This is a genomic window from Bradyrhizobium sp. WBOS07 (assembly GCF_024585165.1).
In the GTDB taxonomy this organism is placed as follows: domain Bacteria; phylum Pseudomonadota; class Alphaproteobacteria; order Rhizobiales; family Xanthobacteraceae; genus Bradyrhizobium; species Bradyrhizobium japonicum_B.
In genome coordinates this window covers 5485559-5501041 of sequence record NZ_CP029008.1, presented here as the reverse complement: position 1 = coordinate 5501041, position 15483 = coordinate 5485559, and the positions used below count along the sequence as shown (strand labels likewise).

Sequence of the window (15483 nt, the reverse complement as noted above, 5' to 3'; positions counted from 1 at the left end):
GGAAAATGTCATGGCCTTGCTCGCAAACCACATCGCCGTCGTCACGGGCGCCGGTTCCGGCATCGGTCGCGCCATCGCCGCCGGCTATGCGCGCGAGGGCGCGCAGGTGGTGCTGCTCGACGTCAATTCCGACACCGTCGCGGAGGCCGCGCAGGAGATCCGAAATTCGGGCGGCAAGGCCGAGAGCTTTGCGCTTGATGTCACCCGGCGCGAGGATTGCTTCGCGCTGGCTAGCCAGGTCGCCGACAAGGTCGGGCAGGTCTCGATCCTCGTCAACAATGCCGGCATCACCCGCCGCAACGCCTTCACCGCCGAGACCGAGACGGTGGCGAAGGACTGGAACGACATCATCTCGCTCAACCTCAACGGCGTCTTCAACATGACGCAGGCCTTCCTCGCTCCCTTGCGCGCCAGCAAGGGCCGCATCGTCAACATCGGCTCGATCCAGTCCTTCGTGCATCTGCGCACGCCGAGCTCGGCGGCCTACACCACCTCGAAGCACGGCGTGCTCGGCTTCACCAAGGCGCTCGCGGTCGAGCTCGGCAAGGAGGGGGTGCGCGTCAACGCGATCGGGCCGGGCTTCATCGAGACCAACATCAACGCCAACGTGCGCGCGACCAATCCGGCGCTGGTGCAGGCCTTCGTCGACCACACCCCGCTGGCGCGCACCGGCAAGCCCGAGGATATCGTCGGGCCCGCGCTCTTCCTCGCCTCGGACCTGTCAGCCTATGTCACCGGAACGATCGTGATGGTGGACGGCGGCTATCGGACGGTATGACCGGATTCATCACGAAGCCGCCGCCAATCGCGGCGGCTTCGCGGCATTCCTGAGGTCATCTGGTGCGGCGCCCCGCAATTAACCTTTCATTAACCAAACCGGATCACCGTAGATCTACGGCTTGGGGGTCGTTTGTTCTCGATCCGCTTCCAACGATGGAAGCGGGCGTTGATCGGGGAGTGTATCGATGACCACTGTTCACGTCGCTGCGTCCGAGCCGGGCGCCCAATTTCTTGCCCCTAACCAGATCGTTCCACTTCTGATCGGCGCCACCGTCGACGAGGTCGAACGCGAGCTCGTGCTGCAGACGCTGGCGCGCTGCGACGGCAACCGCACCCGCGCCTCGCGCGTGCTCGGCCTGTCGGTGCGCACGCTGCGCAACAAGATCAAGCTCTATGCCGCATCCGGCATCGAGGTGCCTGCGTATCAGGACTAGCGCGCGGGCCGCGCGCATCGACGTTGACCCGCGTCGCGCGAGGCGCGGGCGCGGAATTGCTGCTGTCGTCAAACGCCGCTAAGTAGCTTGCTTCGGGTTAAGGGAGCAGTGGCGTGGCAGACGATCAAGGACGACGGCCGGGACCTCAGGGCCCGCGCGGACGGCAGGGCGAGCCGGGACGGCCTGGGCCGCAGGGTCATCCGGGACGGCGTGGGCCCGACGGTGCGCGCGGCAAGCCGGGGCCGCAGGGCAAGCCGGGGCCGATCGGAAGGGCCGGCCCGCCTGGCAAGCCCGGTCCGCAAGGCAAGCAGGGCGAAGCCGGCCCGCGCGGGCCAGTCGGCGCGCAGGGACCTGCCGGACCGCAGGGGCCGACGGGGCCGCAAGGCCCGCGCGGCGAACCTGGTCCGCCCGGCCAATTGCCCTCGATCGAGCAGGTGCTGCCGTGGCTCGATCAGCTGTTCGATGCCTGGGACGAACGCCGCCGCCAGCGCGAGCGCGAGGCCGCCGAGCGCGAAGCGCTGGCGGCCGCCGTTCAGGAGCCCGATGAAGCCATTGTTGACGAGAGCGACGACGGCGGCGGGCACAAGAAAAAGAAGAAAAAGAAAAAGCACGTCGACGAGGACTAGCAGCATGGCGGTGCCCCGGACGTAGCGCGGCATGCAATGCTGCGCTGCTGAGCCGGGGCCCATATCACCGAGATCTGCGCCGACGATGAATGGGTCCCGGCTCTGCAGAGCGGCACTTCGCGCCGCACCGCGTCCGGGACACGAGAAAGATCAGGACGCGCCGGACGCATCGTCCTTGTGCGGCAGCAAGCCCATGCGCTCGAACTGCCAGCGCATGGCGCGATACCAGAGATAGCCGACCGCCGCGCCGCACAGGGCAAGGATGATCACCTGGGCGCTCGAGAACGAGCCGCTCCACCACATCATCCACGCCGTCCATAGCAGCGTGAGAACGATGGCACCTGCTTTCAGAGGAAGAAGGGGGCGGCTCATGATCGTGCTCCCGGGCTGTCAAAAACCCCGGCGGACATCATGGCAAGGCCGGGCCGCCCATACCGTGAGCCAGATCACGGAAGGAGTGGTCGGCGCTGCTAAAGCGCGATGAGACTTGGACGAATTGTCATCGCTTGAGAGTGTCGTTTGCGCATGATCTTCCTTTAGCCGAACCGCAGCCGCGAGCGCTCCCTGGCCCGCTCCGCCTCGACCTCGCGGTCGCGCGCCGGCGCATGGGTGTGCAGCGAGCTCAGCAATCTTCGCGCGGCCTCCGAGACTTCCGCCACCGCACGGTCGAACGCCGCCTCATTGGCCTGCGACGGCTTGTTGAAGCCGGACAATTTTCGCACGAATTGCAGCGCGCTGGCATGGATCTCGTCCTCCGTCGCCGGCGGCTCGAAGTTGAACAGCGTCTTGATGTTGCGGCACATGCAGGCCTCTCTCCGGATGTTTCCATGAAGACGATCGGCGCAGCCGAAATCCTACATCCTTCCCCGCATTTCTGCTAAGTTCCATCGCAACGCGGCCGCTGACGACGAGCCGCAACGGGGAGAGAGACATGAGAGACATGAAGGCGCTTTGCGCCGCGCTATCGACCGTCCTGTTGTCCTTTTCGATGTCGGCGACGGCCGCCGACTATCCCGCCCCCAGGCAGGGCGACTGGATCGCCAAGGATTTCAAGTTCCACACCGGCGAGGTCATGCCTGAGCTGAAGCTGCATTACACCACGGTCGGCGAGCCCTCGGGCCAGCCGGTGCTGGTGCTGCATGGCACGGGCGGCTCGGGCACCGGCATGCTGGGACCCTCCTTCGGCGGCGAGCTGTTCGGCCCTGGGCAACCGCTCGACGCCGCCAAGTACTACATCATCCTTCCCGACAACATCGGCCACGGCAAATCGTCGAAGCCGTCCGACGGCATGAAGACGAGCTTTCCGAAATACAATTACGACGACATGGTCGAGGCGCAGTACCGGCTGGTGACGGAGGGCCTCGGCGTCAAGCATTTGCGGCTCGTCATCGGCAATTCGATGGGCGGCATGCACACCTGGCTGTGGGGCGAGAAATATCCGAAGGCGATGGACGCGCTGATTCCGATGGCCTCGCAGCCGACCGAGATGGCCTCGCGCAACTGGATGATGCGGCGGATCATGCTCGACACCATCCGCAATGATCCGGACTACAATGGCGGCAACTACACCAGCCAGCCGCGCATGATGAAGTACGCCGTCACGGCCTACGGCATCGCCAGCATCGGCGGCACGCTCGCCTATCAAGCGCAGGCGCCGACCGCGGCCAAGGCCGACAAGATGGTCGATGACCGGCTCGCGACGCCGATCACGGCGGACGCCAACGACTTCGTCTACCAGTGGGAGTCCTCACACGACTACAATGCGGGCGAGAAGCTGGAGGCCATCGAAGCGTCGCTGCTCCTGATCAATTCCGCCGACGACGAGCGCAATCCGCCCGAGACCGGCATCACCGACGCGGCGATGAAGCGGGTCAAGAACGGCAAGCTGTACCTGATCCCCGCCAGCGCCGAGACTCGCGGCCACGGCACCACCGGCAATGCGAAGTTCTACAGCGAGCAGATCAGGCAATGGCTGGAGAGCACGCCCCAGCAAACCATGGAATCGGCGCGCCGCTGATTTTGCAACGCATCATGTGCGAGGCGTCGGCGCCGCATATTATTTGAGCATGCAATGCGCTGAGAGCTCGGGCTTAATCGCGCCAACGATGCGAATCGACGCGCGAGACCATTGCGCGCCGATCGCACGACACGCGACGAGGAGGACCGCATGCGCAGCCTCGCATTGTGCGTTTGGCTGGCCGCGATGACGGCGCTGACGAGCGCCGCGTTCGCGCGCGACAATGGTCAATACGACCATGTTCCGCCCGACATCCGCGCCTGGTTCAAGAGCGTCATCGCGCCGAACGGCGTGCCCTGCTGCGACATCTCCGACGGCCATCGTACCGAGTACGACGTGCGCGGCGGCGCCTATTGGGTGCCGATCGAAGGACAATGGATGGAGGTGCCCGGGCGCGCGGTGATCCGCGACCAGGGCAATCCGGTCGGCCAAGCCGTCGTGTGGTACGTCCACCACCGCGGCGCCATCATCATCAGCTGCTTCGTGCCGGCGGATGCGGTTTAGCGCGCCTTGATGGATTCCATTGGCTGGCAACGGCCCGATCGGGTAAGTTGCCGCCAATCCGATGCGGAGGCACGCGGTTGACCGATCTTTGCGCCAAAGACCTCGCCACCATCTATGCCAAGCCGAGCCCGCGCGTGATTGCGAAAGCGCGTCCCGCGATCGACGCGCATGCGAAGAAGTTCATCGAGATGTCGCCGTTCTGCGTGCTCGCGACATCGGGAGCGGACGGCAGCGTCGATGCCTCGCCGCGCGGCGGCGGGATCGGCTTCGTCCACGTCGCCGGTCCCAACCAGCTGTTGATGCCCGACCGCTCCGGCAACAACCGGATCGACAGTTTTCGCAACGTCGTCGAGGGCTCGGGCTTCGTGCAGCTGTTGTTCTTCGTTCCCGGCATCGACGAGACGCTGCGCGTCGGTGGACGCGGCACGCTCTCGGCCGATCCGGACCTGCTCGCATCCATGATCGAGTTCGGCAAGCCGCCGCGCGCGGTGCTGAACGTCGCCGTCAGCGAAGTCTATTTCCACTGCGGCAAGGCGCTGATGCGCTCGAAGCTATGGTCGTCGGACAAGGTGCAGCGCTCGGTGATGCCGAGCATCGTCACGGTCATTCACGACCAGACCGGCCTCGGCGAACCGGCCAGCCAGGAGAGCGTGGAAGAGCTCTACAAGACGCAGTTGTAGTTGGGCGTGGTTCCACAAACGAACCGTCATGCCCGGGCTTGTCCCGGGCATCCACGTCTGCGTCGCGCGGCAACACGTGGATGGCCGGGTCAAGCCCGGCCATGACGAATGGATGGGCCGGAGCCAGGGCCTAATGCCCCTCGCCCTCGAGCCCGCCGACGTGCTTCTGGGTGTAGAGTTCGAGGCCGATGCGGCCGATCAGGTCGAGCTGGGTTTCGAGGAAGTCGATGTGGTGTTCCTCGTCGCTCATCAACTTCTCGAACAGGTCGCGCGTGACGTAGTCCTTGGCGCCGTGGCAGTAGGTCGCCGCTTCCTGGTAGAGTGCCCGCGCGCTCATTTCGGCGGCGAGGTCGCACTCGATGATCTCCTTGACGTTCTGGCCGATGCGCAGCGGATCGAGCACCTGCATGTTCGGGAAACCGTCGAGGAACAGAATGCGCGCGGTGAGCTTGTCGGCATGCTCCATCTCCTCGATGGACTCCTTGCGCCAGACCTTGGCCATGTCGAGCAGGCCCCAATTGTCGAGGAAGCGGTAGTGCAGCCAGTACTGGTTGATCGCAGTCAGTTCGTGACGCAGCGCCTTGTTGAGATAGTCGATGACTTTTGCGTCGCCCTGCATGGTTCACTCCAGCTCTTGCATTCCAAATCGGCCCTAAACCGAATTTAGAACGTTTCTAAGTCAATTTGCGGATGAGGGCAACTGGCTACCGAGACGCAGCCGGGGAAAAGCTCTGCGGATCCGGCGGGAGACGTCAGCAAGCCGCGAGGGCGAACTGGGCGGGCGCGGCCGTCTCGTCGTTGGCGGCCACCGTGTGGCTGTGCGGGCAGCCGGCACAGCAGGACTGGGCGCAGGGGCCAAGGGCTTCGTCGATGATGGTCTTGATGGTCCGCGCGCAGCGGCCGCATTCGGCGCTGCAGCCGAGGCACCCATAGACCTGCTTGGCATGGCGCACGGCGTCGTCGGACTCGGCGACGGCGGCGCGGATATCGTCATCGCTCAGCACGTTACAGGAACAAACGATCATGGAAGCGGCAGGCCCTTCGGTGATGCGTCATCATCGATATTTAACGGGCCGGCCGGATGCAAAAGGAAAAACCGGTATTTTAAGCTATTCCAAACTGGCCCACGGACAGCCTAGATGGGCTTCGAAACCCGGCGTTGCGGTGGATCAAGATTAGAGCGGATCTAGTCGCCGCCGCCCCCACCGCCGTCGCCGCCACCTCCACAATCCCCACAATCCCCGCCACCACCGCCGCTGTCGCTGCTGGAACAACTGCCGCTAGCGGTCGAACTCCCCGTGCTGTCGCCGGAAAACCAGCTTCCCAGTGAGAAGCCGTCATTTGTCCCGCTGTAGGAGGTCTCGCTGCTGCTCCCGCCGTCGCCACCGGCCCCGGCACGCGAGCGTCGGCGGCGATTCTGGAGATGGACCAGCCAGCCGTAGCCGATCGCAGAGACCACCCCCGCTGCGATCAGTGCATTCATCATCGTGTTCATCGTCGCTTCCTGGCAGACCCGGTTCCCATGAATTGGTCGCGCCCGGCAAAGGGGCCGTTCATTGATCATTCAAGCGAAGTATGGAACTCTGCCCCAAAGGTTCCAGCGTGTTTGTACGAAAGGTCAAGCCCATGAAGAAATTGCTCCTGGCGGTCGCAGCCGTCGCGACCCTGGCCGTGGCGGCCGGAACTCCGGCGCACGCCCAGCGCGGTGTCGCCGCGGGCGTAGCCGCGGGCATCATCGGCGGCGCCATCGTCGGCGGCGCGCTGGCCTCTCCGTATTATTACGGACCCGGTCCGGGCTATTACGAACCCGGCTACTATCCGCCCCGCTATTATGCGCCGGGTCCCGGCTATGTCTCCGACGGTTATTATGGCCGCGGATATTATGGCGGCGGCTGCGTCTGGCAGAAGCAGCGTTTCTGGGACGGCTATGCCTGGCGCATCCGCCGCGTCAGGGTCTGTGGCTGAGCCGCCTCGGACTGGCTCACTGCGACGGCTTCGGCTGCACCGGTTCACTACGGATGCGCTGTTCATCTCGGGGCCTGAAAAACACCGCTTTTTCTCGTCACAGCTCCGTGTGCGTTTACCGTGGATTGACCATTTGCGCGCTTCCTAGCCCGACGGCCAATTCCATCAGCGTGTGCGTGAACCTTTGAAACCCGGGTGCCTCTAACCAGAGGAACCCATCTCCCAGGAGAGCCCTGAGCATGAAGAAGACTTTTGTTGCCGCCCTCACGGTCGCGACGGTCGCCGGTTCGCTGGTGACCGCCACGCCGGCCGCGAAGGCCCATGACGGTGTCGGCGCCGGCATCGCGGCCGGCCTGATCGGCGGCGCCATCGTCGGCGGCGCCATCGCCTCGAGCCGCCCCGCCTATGGCGGTCCCGTCTACGTCGCCGAGCCGCCGCCGCCCGCGCCCTGCTACTGGCGTCGTGAGCGCTATTGGGATGGTTACGGCTGGGTCAGCCGTCCGGTTCGCGTCTGCTACTGATCTGATTGCCGGCGCATGCGCGCCGCAATCGGGAAGCCCGGCCGAGCGCATCGGCCGGGCTTTTTCTTTTGCCGCTTCGCTAGCGCGCCGCCTGGATCGAGCGGAGGACCTCCTCGCTCGGCCAGCAATCGACCTTGAGGCCTGCCGACTTCTGATAGGCGCCCAGCGCGGCGCGCGTCTGCATGCCGGCCTTGCCGTCGATCTTGTCCTTGTAGAGCCCGATCCGCGTCAGCCCGCGCTGCATGGTCTCGACGTCCTTGGTGCGCAACTGCTTCGAGGCGGACCAGGGCGTTGCGAACGGCAGCGGGCTGGTCATGCGGTCGCTGAGATGGCCGACGAACAGCACATAGAGGTCGGAGAAATTGTATTCCTTGATGACGAAGTAGTTCTTGGTGGTCAGGAATGACGGGCCGTAGATGCCCTCGGGCTGCAGCAGTGAGGCCGGCTGGGCCTGCTCCGCCGCGCTCAGGCGCTGGCCACGCACCGGCACGAAGCCTTCGCGCAGCCACTGGCCGATCGGCTTCGTCACCTCGGGTACGCCAGCGGTGCAATCGACCTTCGCGGGCGCCTGCACTTCATAGGCCCAGCGCACGCCGCTCTGCCAGCCCTTGTTGGCGAGCTGCTGCGCGGCCGAGGCCAGCGCATCCGGCACCGAGTGCCAGATGTCGATGCGGCCGTCGCCGTCGAAATCGACGCCGTGCTTGTAATATTCGGACGGCAGGAACTGCGTGAGCCCGGTGGCGCCCGCCCAGGACGAGCGCATGTCCTTGCGCGTCACCACGCCCTCGCCGAGCAGCTTCAGCGCCAGGATGAACTCGGTGCGGTATTGATCCTTGCGCCGCCCCACATAGGCCTGGGTCGCCAGCACGCGGACCAGATCGTAGGGCAGCGTGTAGCGGCCATAATCGGTCTCGCGGCCCCAGATCGCGAGCATCACGGTGGCCGGCACGCCGGACTTGTTTTCGATCTCGCTGAGCACGGCGCGATGTTTTTGCAGCAACCGCTGCCCCTCGCCGGCCAGCCGCGCGATCGAGGATTCCCTGACATAATCCGCCGGCACCTGCACGAACTCGGCTTGCGACGGCGCGCCCGTCGCGGGGCGCCCGGGCAGGATCAGGTCGGGCAGCTTGTAGTCCGGCTCGAGCCCGCGCGTCTGCTCGTCGAATGTCTTGCGCGAGACGCCTTCGGCCTGCGCCTCCGGCCAGAGCGAAGCGATGAACTGGGTGAAGGCTGCGTCGGCGGCGCGGGCGGTCGACCAGCCGCAGGTGACCGCGATCACCGCAGCGATGAGCGCCCGCCGCATCATGCCGCCGTCACCGCGTCAGCTTCTTGTACTTCATGCGGTGCGGGATGATGCTGTCCTGGCCGAGCCGGCGCATCTTGTCCTTCTCGTAATCCTGGAAGTTGCCCTCGAACCATTCGACGTGGCTGTCGCCTTCGAAGGCCAGGATGTGGGTCGCGATGCGGTCGAGGAACCAGCGATCATGGCTGATGATGACGGCGCAGCCGGCAAAATCCTCGAGCGCTTCTTCGAGCGCGCGCAGCGTGTCGACGTCGAGGTCGTTGGTCGGTTCGTCTAGCAGCAGCACGTTGGCGCCGGACTTCAGCATCTTGGCCAGATGCACGCGGTTGCGTTCACCGCCGGAGAGCGCACCGACCTTCTTCTGCTGGTCCGCGCCCTTGAAGTTGAACGACGAGCAATAGCCGCGCGAATTCACTTCCTTCTTGCCGAGCAGGATCAGCTCGTTGCCGCCGGAGATTTCCTCCCACACGGTCTTCTTGCCGTCGAGCGCATCGCGCGACTGGTCGACATAGCCGAGATGCACGGTCTCGCCGACCGTGATGGTCCCAGCGTCCGGCTTCTCCTGACCCGTGATCATCCTGAACAACGTGGTCTTGCCGGCGCCGTTCGGACCGATCACGCCGACGATGCCGCCGGGCGGCAGCTTGAAGGTGAGATTGTCGATCAGGAGCCGATCGCCGAAGCCTTTGCTGAGCCCATCGAAATCGACCACGTTGGCGCCGAGCCGCTCGGCAACGGGAATGATAATCTGCGCGGTCTGGGTCTGCTTCTCGCTCGCCTTCTTGAGCAGTTCCTCATAGCGCTGGTAGCGCGCCTTGGACTTGGCTTGGCGCGCTTTCGGCGAGGACGCGACCCATTCCTGCTCGCGGGCCAGCGTCTTCTGGTGCGCTACGTCCTCGCGTCCCTCCTGCTCCAGGCGCTTCTGCTTCTGCACCAGCCAGGACGAGTAATTGCCCTCATAGGGAATGCCGCGGCCGCGGTCGAGCTCGAGGATCCAGCCCGTGACGTTGTCGAGGAAGTAGCGGTCGTGGGTGACGATCAGGATCGCGCCGGGATAGTTGCGCAGATGCCCTTCCAGCCACGACACCGACTCGGCGTCGAGATGGTTGGTGGGCTCGTCCAGCAACAGGAGCTCGGGCTGGTCGAGCAGCAGCCGGCACAGCGCGACGCGGCGGCGCTCACCGCCCGAGAGCTTGGTGACGTCGGCATCGTCGGGCGGGCAGCGCAGCGCGTCCATGGCCTGGTCGACCTTGCTGTCGAGATCCCAGAGGCCCTGGGCCTCGATCTCGTCCTGCAGCTTGGTCATCTCGTCGGCGGTCTCCTCCGAGTAGTTGACCGCGAGCTCGTTGTAGCGGTCGAGGATCGCCTTCTTCTTGGCGACGCCCAGCATGACGTTCTCGCGCACCGAGAGCGCAGGGTCGAGCTGCGGCTCCTGCTCGAGATAGCCGACGCGGGCGCCCTCGGCGACCCAGGCCTCGCCGGTATATTCCTTGTCGAGGCCCGCCATGATCCTGAGCAGGGTCGACTTGCCCGAGCCGTTGACGCCGAGCACGCCGATCTTGGCGTCCGGGTAGAACGACAGATGGATGTTATCGAGCACCTTGCGGGTCGGGTAGCTCTTGGTCAGGCCCTGCATGAAGTAGATGAACTGGCGCGCCATCGGTCCCGAAAACCTTCGATTTGAGGAAATTTGCTTTGCCAGCGATGTAGCGACCCCGTCCCAAAAGGGCAACGTTTTCCGTCCGTTCACCACGGGTGATTACGGACCGGACACCATCCGGCCACCGATCCGGACAATTGAAACCATCTTTTAATAAATCAGGCCGAAAGCTCGGTTTCGCGCGCGGAAACAGCGCCACCGCTCAGAACGAACGGGAGCACAGCGAGGCCGCATCATGGCTCTGATCGAGACCCATTCTCTTCCTGTTCCGGCAGAAGCCGGCCACGTCTCCGACTTCGCCTCGGAGATCAAGGGATTCTGGAAGCGCTTCTTCGCCACCGCCTTCAATCCCTACCGGCCCGAGCTGCACTACATGCGCGGCCCTGGACCCGCCTGGCGCGCCAAGCACGGCATGGATGCGCCGTTCCGCCTGAAGCCCCGCGACCTCTAAAGCCCGCTCTGCTGTCGGATTCTTGAAGACGCAGGCGGCTTGCGCGTTGCTGCGATTGCGCGCAACCATGGCCCGGTCCGACGATGGCGCTCGTCCAGCGCCCTCACCCCTCGCCATGGATGAACGCTGATGAGCCGGCTGCGCTGTGCAATTCTCGACGATTATTTCAACCTCGCGCTCGACGTCGCCGACTGGCAGAGACTGTCCGACCGCATCGACGTCACCGTGTTCAGCCACCCCTTCGCTTCGGAGCAGGCGGCGGCCAGCGCGCTGGCCGACTTCGAGATCATCTGCGCGATGCGCGAGCGCACCGCTTTCCCCAAGAGCCTGTTCGAGAGCCTGCCGAAGCTGAAGCTGCTCTTGACCTCCGGCATGCGCAACGCCGCGATCGACATGGAGGCTGCCAAGGCGCGCGGCGTCGCCGTCGGCGGCACGCAATATTCCCGCGATCCCACCGCGCCGCTGGCCATGGGGCTGATCCTGGAGCTGACCCGCGGCATTGGCCGCGAGAATGCGCGCATGCATGCCGGCGAGCCCTGGCAGACCTTTGCCGGCGTCGAGATCGAGGGCATGACGCTCGGCATCGTCGGGCTCGGCAAGCTCGGCAGCAAGATGGCCGGGATCGCCAAGGCGTTCGGGATGAACGTGATCGCCTGGAGCCCGAACCTGACGCCGGAGAAATGCGCGGGCGCCGGCGTCGGCTACGCCACCAAGGAGGAGCTGTTCGCCAGGGCCGACATCGTCACCATCCATGTCGTGCTGAGCGAGCGCTCGCGCGGTCTCGTCGGCCGCGAGGACCTGGCCCGCATGAAGCCGACGGCGTTCCTCGTCAACACCGCGCGCGGGCCGATCGTGGACGAGCAGGCGCTGCTCGAAGCGTTGCAGCAGCGGAGGATCGCAGGCGCCGGCCTCGACGTGTTCTCGGTCGAGCCGCTGCCGGTCGAGCATCCCTTCCGCAAGCTCGACAACCTCGTGCTGACGCCGCACCTCGGCTACGCCACCAAGGATGGTCTTGGCATCCATTACGGCCAGATGGTCGAGGCGGTCGATGCCTTCACCAAAGGCAGCGAGCTGCCGCGCAGGCTGGCCTGAAACGATGAAGGGCGTGCCGATGGCACGCCCTTCGCTCTATCAGATTTCGCGCAGCGCTTAGCGCACGGTCACCGGCGCGGGCAGCGGCGGCACCACCGTCGGCTGCGTGCCCGGGACCGGACCGGCCTGGGCGGACATCGGAGCCGGACCGGCGGCGCCCTGCGTCGGTGCAGCGGACGCGGTCGCCGTTCCCGGCGGCGGGCCGCCCGGCATCACAACCACGCGGGTGCCGACCTTGACGCGATCGAACAGGTCGGAGACGTCCTCGTTCAGCATGCCGATACAGCCCGACGAGACGAACTTGCCGATGGTCGAGGGCTGGTTGGTGCCGTGGATGCGGTACACGGTCGAGCCGAGATACATCGCGCGGGCGCCGAGCGGATTGCCGGGGCCGCCGGCCATGAAGCGCGGCAGATAGGGCTGTCGCTCGATCATCTCGGTCGGCGGATGCCAATCCGGCCATTCGGCCTTGCGGGTGATCTTCTGCACGCCGGTCCAGGTGAAGCCGTCGCGGCCGACGCGCACCCCGTAGCGGATCGCGCGGCCATTGCCGAGCACGTAATAGAGATAGGTGTTGGGCGTATCGACCACGAGCGTGCCGGCCGGCTCCTTGGTCTGGAACGAAACCTCCTGGCGGCGCAGGTTCGGCGGCAGCTGCACCGGCGCAGCATCGGGCTGCTCCTCGGGCGGCAGCGCAGCCAAGGTCACGGGGCGGCCATCGGTGCCGACGGGCGGCTGCCCTGCCTGAACCGTTCCGGTCGCGGCGGGACCGCCGACAGCTTCCGGCGGACGGAGGCCATCATTGGCAGGAGCCTGCTGGGGAGGACGATCGGCGTAGATCACCGCGGGCGGGCCAGCGGGGCGGCCGTAGCGGGGATCGTCGGGCGACATCACCGGCCCTTGCGGCGGGGCGGCCGAATAGACCGGAGCGCCCGCCGGGCGGCCATAACGCGGATCGTCCGGCGACATCACCGGGCCCTGCGGCGGAGCGGCCGAGTAGACCGGGGGCGAGCCAAGGGGGCGGCCATAGCGCGGATCGTCAGCGGGGCCGGGCGGCGGCAACGAGGCGTGCGGCAGCCCGTCGTCGTCATCGTCCAGCGCATCGAAATTCGGCGTGCGATCGCCGGGGCGATACTCCGACGGTGCGCCGTAGGCCGGCACCTGCTGGACCGGATAGCTCTGAGCCTGCGCGAGCGAGGTTCCGGCCGCAGCGACCGTTGCGGCAGCGCATATCGTCAGAAAATGTTTGATCATCATCGCTCTTGTATAGTCCCCAAGCCCGATCGGACCGTTAACGGCCAGATGACGGAAGATAGCGGCACATTCAAGACATATCAGGCTTATTTGAGCCGGATTTGCCGTTTTGTGATCCGCAAGACTACCGTTGCCCCGTTGCATCACGGGTCGGAAATCGCATCGCGCCGCGGATTGCCCGTCACGTCGGCTCCGAATTTAACGGAACGGCTCGGAATCGTTACGGTATGTTCGAATCAGCCTGATTCGCCGCCGATTTGAGCTCCGATTTCCGCGCGGCGAACGCGGCAAACAGTACCGTCACCGCGTTCAGATGGCTCTTGGGCCCTGGCACCCCACGCTGCCGGGGCGGAAATCCGCAATCCTTCGATGCTTCCCGGCTTTCGCTTCCTGTTTGCCGCGATCCTGCTGTCAACCTCCATCCTGGTGTTCGGCCTGGGCGCGGCCGCGCTGCTGCGCGCGAGCCACGAGCAGTATGTCAGCAACCCCTCCTGGCGGAACGGCCCGCAGGAGCAGATGTTCGCGCGGGCTTCCGAGCCCGCCCAGCCGGTGCTCGCGATCCTCCGCGCCGAGCCGGAGGTCGCGGCCGCCGCCGAGCCGTCGTTGCGCGACCGGGTGCCGACCATTGGGCTGCCGGCAACCGAGCCCGAGCCGGAGCGGATCGCCGCGCTGACCGAGGCTGACGTCCCGGCCCAGGTCGCTGCGCCCGAGGCGGAAGCTGCGGCCATCGAGCCGGCCGAGTCCGAGACGACGACGGAAGCCGCTGCGCCGGCTCCCGCCGACACGCTCACTCCAGCGGACGCCACGGCGTCGATTCCCGACGCCAAGCTGGACGCCAAGCCTGACGTCCAGCCTGCCGCTGTCGCGACCTCGCGCGAGCCGGCACCGGTCGATGCCCATGCCGCCCCCGCCGCCTCGGCGCCCGACGTCGCTTCCGGGAAGCTGGCCGCACTGAACGACCCGGCGACGACGACCGTGAAGGATGCGCCGGCGAAGGCCAAGGCCGAAAGCAAGCCCGAGAGCAAGGCCGACGACAAGGCGACCAAGCGCAAGGCGAAGGCGAAGAAGCGGCAGCGCGTGGTGCGGCGCCCGCCACCTCAGCAATTGCAGCAGCAGCTCGATCCGTTCGGCCAGCAGCAGCAGCCGGCCTTCGCGACGACGACCGCGCGCACGCGGTGACGCTCTTGCTTCGCCTCTCCCCGCAAGCGGGGCGAGGGAGCGCACCGTCATCGCGGCGCTACGCCGGACCGGTCGCGATGGCCGGGCCGCCCTCCTGGCCCCATTCCGACCAGGAGCCGTCATAGAGCGCGGTGTCGGTGATCCCGAGGCGGTAGAGCGCGAGCGTCAGCACGCCGGCGGAGACGCCGGAGCCGCAGCTGGTGACGATCGGCGCATCGAGCCTGACGCCGGCATTGGTGAAGGCGGCGCGCAGATCCTCGAGCGGCTTCATCGTGCCGGTGGCGGCGTCGAACAACAGGTTGTACGGCACGTTGCGGGCGCCGGGGATGTGGCCGGAGCGGATGCCCGGACGCGGCTCGGGCGCGCGGCCCTCGAAACGGTCGGCGGCGCGGGCGTCGATCACCTGCTCGGCACGGCTTTCGACATTGGCGACCAGCTGCTGCATGCTGCGCACGCGCTTGCCGTCAAAGCTCGCCTTGAACGTCGCGGGCTTCGGCTTCACCTCGCCGGTCTCCACGGGCCGGCCCTCGGCGCGCCACTTCTTCAGGCCGCCGTTGAGAATGCGCACCTTGTCGTGGCCGAATGCCAGGAACATCCACCACGCGCGCGGCGCGGCGACCCAGCCGCCGGAATCGTAGAGCACGACGGTGTCGGCGTTGGAGATGCCGAGATTGCCGACGTCGCGGCCGAACTGGTCGGCGCTCGGATACATGTGCGGCAGCGGGTTGGAATGGTCCGACACTGCATCGACGTCGAAGAACGCAGCGCCCGGCAGATGCGCGGCGAGATAATCGTCCTTCGGCAGCGGCAGCACGCCCGGCAGCTTGAAGCTGGCGTCGAGGACCTTGACGTTGGCATCGCCGATATGGGCGGTAAGCCATTCGGTGGAGACGAGGGGGTCGGTGGCGGTCATGCAATTTCTTCCTTGTCATTCCGCAGCGAGCAGCGCGGGCGCGAGATCGCGCTCCGCTGTCATCGCCCGGCTTGACCGGGCGATCCAGTACTCCGAGGCGATTG

19 protein-coding genes are annotated in these 15483 nt (G+C 66.2%); 11 read left to right on the top strand and 8 right to left on the bottom strand.

Features of this window, described 5'->3' with window-relative positions; translation table 11 throughout:
* The first annotated feature begins 10 nt into the window (after positions 1-10).
* The 3 genes from DCM79_RS26170 to DCM79_RS26160 all read left to right on the top strand — a co-directional run bounded on the left by DCM79_RS26170 (position 11) and on the right by DCM79_RS26160 (position 1840).
* Positions 11-778, top strand: coding sequence for an SDR family NAD(P)-dependent oxidoreductase (locus DCM79_RS26170; RefSeq protein ID WP_028138132.1), 768 nt, complete (start codon positions 11-13; stop codon positions 776-778).
* 187 nt (positions 779-965) lie between these two features.
* Positions 966-1214 carry a helix-turn-helix domain-containing protein gene (locus DCM79_RS26165; protein WP_028138133.1) on the top strand — a complete coding sequence of 83 codons (249 nt, stop codon included), beginning with the start codon at positions 966-968 and terminating at the stop codon, positions 1212-1214.
* Positions 1215-1327: 113 nt separating this feature from the next.
* Positions 1328-1840: a collagen-like protein gene (locus tag DCM79_RS26160; RefSeq protein WP_257176986.1), complete on the top strand. Its 513-nt coding sequence runs from the start codon at positions 1328-1330 to the stop codon at positions 1838-1840.
* A gap of 150 nt (positions 1841-1990) precedes the next feature.
* Here the strand turns inward: DCM79_RS26160 and DCM79_RS26155 are convergent, their stop codons facing one another.
* Both DCM79_RS26155 and DCM79_RS26150 read right to left on the bottom strand, forming a co-directional pair.
* Positions 1991-2212: a hypothetical protein gene (locus DCM79_RS26155; protein WP_028138135.1), complete on the bottom strand. Its 222-nt coding sequence runs from the start codon at positions 2210-2212 to the stop codon at positions 1991-1993.
* A gap of 164 nt (positions 2213-2376) precedes the next feature.
* The gene (locus DCM79_RS26150; RefSeq protein WP_028138136.1) at positions 2377-2643 is read right to left on the bottom strand and encodes a DUF2277 domain-containing protein; all 267 of its coding nucleotides are present in this window, start codon (positions 2641-2643) and stop codon (positions 2377-2379) included.
* 137 nt (positions 2644-2780) lie between these two features.
* On the opposite strand from DCM79_RS26150, the gene DCM79_RS26145 reads away from it, so the two are divergent.
* The 3 genes from DCM79_RS26145 (at position 2781) to DCM79_RS26135 (ending at position 5041) form a co-directional block, all read left to right on the top strand.
* Positions 2781-3857 (top strand): alpha/beta fold hydrolase, encoded by a 1077-nt coding sequence (locus tag DCM79_RS26145; RefSeq protein ID WP_257180850.1) that lies wholly within the window; start codon positions 2781-2783, stop codon positions 3855-3857.
* Between the two features lie 150 nt (positions 3858-4007).
* Positions 4008-4361, top strand: a complete 354-nt coding sequence (locus DCM79_RS26140) for a hypothetical protein (RefSeq protein ID WP_257176985.1) — start codon at positions 4008-4010, stop codon at positions 4359-4361.
* A 77-nt stretch (positions 4362-4438) separates the two neighbouring features.
* On the top strand, positions 4439-5041 hold the full coding sequence (locus tag DCM79_RS26135) for an MSMEG_1061 family FMN-dependent PPOX-type flavoprotein (protein WP_257176984.1): 603 nt from the start codon (positions 4439-4441) through the stop codon (positions 5039-5041).
* 130 nt (positions 5042-5171) lie between these two features.
* Here the strand turns inward: DCM79_RS26135 and bfr are convergent, their stop codons facing one another.
* Together bfr and DCM79_RS26125 are read right to left on the bottom strand one after the other, a co-directional pair.
* Complete coding sequence (gene bfr, locus DCM79_RS26130) at positions 5172-5660, bottom strand: bacterioferritin (protein ID WP_024339472.1); 489 nt, start codon at positions 5658-5660, stop codon at positions 5172-5174.
* Between the two features lie 133 nt (positions 5661-5793).
* Positions 5794-6066, bottom strand: coding sequence for a bacterioferritin-associated ferredoxin (locus DCM79_RS26125; RefSeq protein ID WP_257176983.1), 273 nt, complete (start codon positions 6064-6066; stop codon positions 5794-5796).
* Between the two features lie 601 nt (positions 6067-6667).
* Between DCM79_RS26125 and DCM79_RS26115 the strand changes: the two genes are divergently transcribed.
* Both DCM79_RS26115 and DCM79_RS26110 read left to right on the top strand, forming a co-directional pair.
* The gene (locus tag DCM79_RS26115) at positions 6668-7006 is read left to right on the top strand and encodes a hypothetical protein (RefSeq protein ID WP_257176981.1); all 339 of its coding nucleotides are present in this window, start codon (positions 6668-6670) and stop codon (positions 7004-7006) included.
* A gap of 239 nt (positions 7007-7245) precedes the next feature.
* Positions 7246-7527: a hypothetical protein gene (locus DCM79_RS26110; RefSeq protein WP_257176980.1), complete on the top strand. Its 282-nt coding sequence runs from the start codon at positions 7246-7248 to the stop codon at positions 7525-7527.
* A gap of 79 nt (positions 7528-7606) precedes the next feature.
* On the opposite strand, the gene DCM79_RS26105 is transcribed toward DCM79_RS26110, so the two are convergent.
* Positions 7607-8833 (bottom strand): lytic murein transglycosylase, encoded by a 1227-nt coding sequence (locus DCM79_RS26105; RefSeq protein WP_257176979.1) that lies wholly within the window; start codon positions 8831-8833, stop codon positions 7607-7609.
* A gap of 7 nt (positions 8834-8840) precedes the next feature.
* Positions 8841-10490, bottom strand: a complete 1650-nt coding sequence (ettA, locus tag DCM79_RS26100) for an energy-dependent translational throttle protein EttA (RefSeq protein WP_257176978.1) — start codon at positions 10488-10490, stop codon at positions 8841-8843.
* 235 nt (positions 10491-10725) lie between these two features.
* Here ettA and DCM79_RS26095 point away from each other — a divergent pair, with 235 nt between their 5' ends.
* Positions 10726-10941 (top strand): hypothetical protein, encoded by a 216-nt coding sequence (locus DCM79_RS26095; RefSeq protein WP_063201904.1) that lies wholly within the window; start codon positions 10726-10728, stop codon positions 10939-10941.
* Between the two features lie 129 nt (positions 10942-11070).
* On the top strand, positions 11071-12033 hold the full coding sequence (locus tag DCM79_RS26090) for a D-2-hydroxyacid dehydrogenase family protein (protein WP_257176977.1): 963 nt from the start codon (positions 11071-11073) through the stop codon (positions 12031-12033).
* Positions 12034-12090: 57 nt separating this feature from the next.
* Here DCM79_RS26090 and DCM79_RS26085 read toward each other — a convergent pair whose 3' ends face one another.
* Positions 12091-13287: a L,D-transpeptidase gene (locus DCM79_RS26085; RefSeq protein ID WP_257180849.1), complete on the bottom strand. Its 1197-nt coding sequence runs from the start codon at positions 13285-13287 to the stop codon at positions 12091-12093.
* Positions 13288-13656: 369 nt separating this feature from the next.
* Between DCM79_RS26085 and DCM79_RS26080 the strand changes: the two genes are divergently transcribed.
* Positions 13657-14466 carry a hypothetical protein gene (locus DCM79_RS26080; RefSeq protein ID WP_257176976.1) on the top strand — a complete coding sequence of 270 codons (810 nt, stop codon included), beginning with the start codon at positions 13657-13659 and terminating at the stop codon, positions 14464-14466.
* 58 nt (positions 14467-14524) lie between these two features.
* On the opposite strand, the gene sseA is transcribed toward DCM79_RS26080, so the two are convergent.
* Complete coding sequence (gene sseA, locus DCM79_RS26075; RefSeq protein WP_257176975.1) at positions 14525-15379, bottom strand: 3-mercaptopyruvate sulfurtransferase; 855 nt, start codon at positions 15377-15379, stop codon at positions 14525-14527.
* Positions 15380-15483: the final 104 nt, after the last annotated feature.

What these genes read in the sequence shown, in the direction of transcription:
- ettA (WP_257176978.1), bottom strand. Translation starts at nt 10,490, where the DNA reads ATGGCGCGCCAGTTCATCTACTTCATGCAGGGCCTGACCAAGAGCTAC.
- DCM79_RS26095 (WP_063201904.1), top strand. Translation starts at nt 10,726, where the DNA reads ATGGCTCTGATCGAGACCCATTCTCTTCCTGTTCCGGCAGAAGCCGGC.
- DCM79_RS26140 (WP_257176985.1), top strand. Translation starts at nt 4,008, where the DNA reads ATGCGCAGCCTCGCATTGTGCGTTTGGCTGGCCGCGATGACGGCGCTG.
- sseA (WP_257176975.1), bottom strand. Translation starts at nt 15,379, where the DNA reads ATGACCGCCACCGACCCCCTCGTCTCCACCGAATGGCTTACCGCCCAT.
- DCM79_RS26145 (WP_257180850.1), top strand. Translation starts at nt 2,781, where the DNA reads ATGAAGGCGCTTTGCGCCGCGCTATCGACCGTCCTGTTGTCCTTTTCG.
- DCM79_RS26105 (WP_257176979.1), bottom strand. Translation starts at nt 8,833, where the DNA reads ATGATGCGGCGGGCGCTCATCGCTGCGGTGATCGCGGTCACCTGCGGC.
- DCM79_RS26165 (WP_028138133.1), top strand. Translation starts at nt 966, where the DNA reads ATGACCACTGTTCACGTCGCTGCGTCCGAGCCGGGCGCCCAATTTCTT.
- DCM79_RS26155 (WP_028138135.1), bottom strand. Translation starts at nt 2,212, where the DNA reads ATGAGCCGCCCCCTTCTTCCTCTGAAAGCAGGTGCCATCGTTCTCACG.
- DCM79_RS26115 (WP_257176981.1), top strand. Translation starts at nt 6,668, where the DNA reads ATGAAGAAATTGCTCCTGGCGGTCGCAGCCGTCGCGACCCTGGCCGTG.
- DCM79_RS26150 (WP_028138136.1), bottom strand. Translation starts at nt 2,643, where the DNA reads ATGTGCCGCAACATCAAGACGCTGTTCAACTTCGAGCCGCCGGCGACG.
- bfr (WP_024339472.1), bottom strand. Translation starts at nt 5,660, where the DNA reads ATGCAGGGCGACGCAAAAGTCATCGACTATCTCAACAAGGCGCTGCGT.
- DCM79_RS26090 (WP_257176977.1), top strand. Translation starts at nt 11,071, where the DNA reads ATGAGCCGGCTGCGCTGTGCAATTCTCGACGATTATTTCAACCTCGCG.
- DCM79_RS26085 (WP_257180849.1), bottom strand. Translation starts at nt 13,287, where the DNA reads ATGATCAAACATTTTCTGACGATATGCGCTGCCGCAACGGTCGCTGCG.
- DCM79_RS26170 (WP_028138132.1), top strand. Translation starts at nt 11, where the DNA reads ATGGCCTTGCTCGCAAACCACATCGCCGTCGTCACGGGCGCCGGTTCC.
- DCM79_RS26080 (WP_257176976.1), top strand. Translation starts at nt 13,657, where the DNA reads ATGCTTCCCGGCTTTCGCTTCCTGTTTGCCGCGATCCTGCTGTCAACC.
- DCM79_RS26125 (WP_257176983.1), bottom strand. Translation starts at nt 6,066, where the DNA reads ATGATCGTTTGTTCCTGTAACGTGCTGAGCGATGACGATATCCGCGCC.
- DCM79_RS26110 (WP_257176980.1), top strand. Translation starts at nt 7,246, where the DNA reads ATGAAGAAGACTTTTGTTGCCGCCCTCACGGTCGCGACGGTCGCCGGT.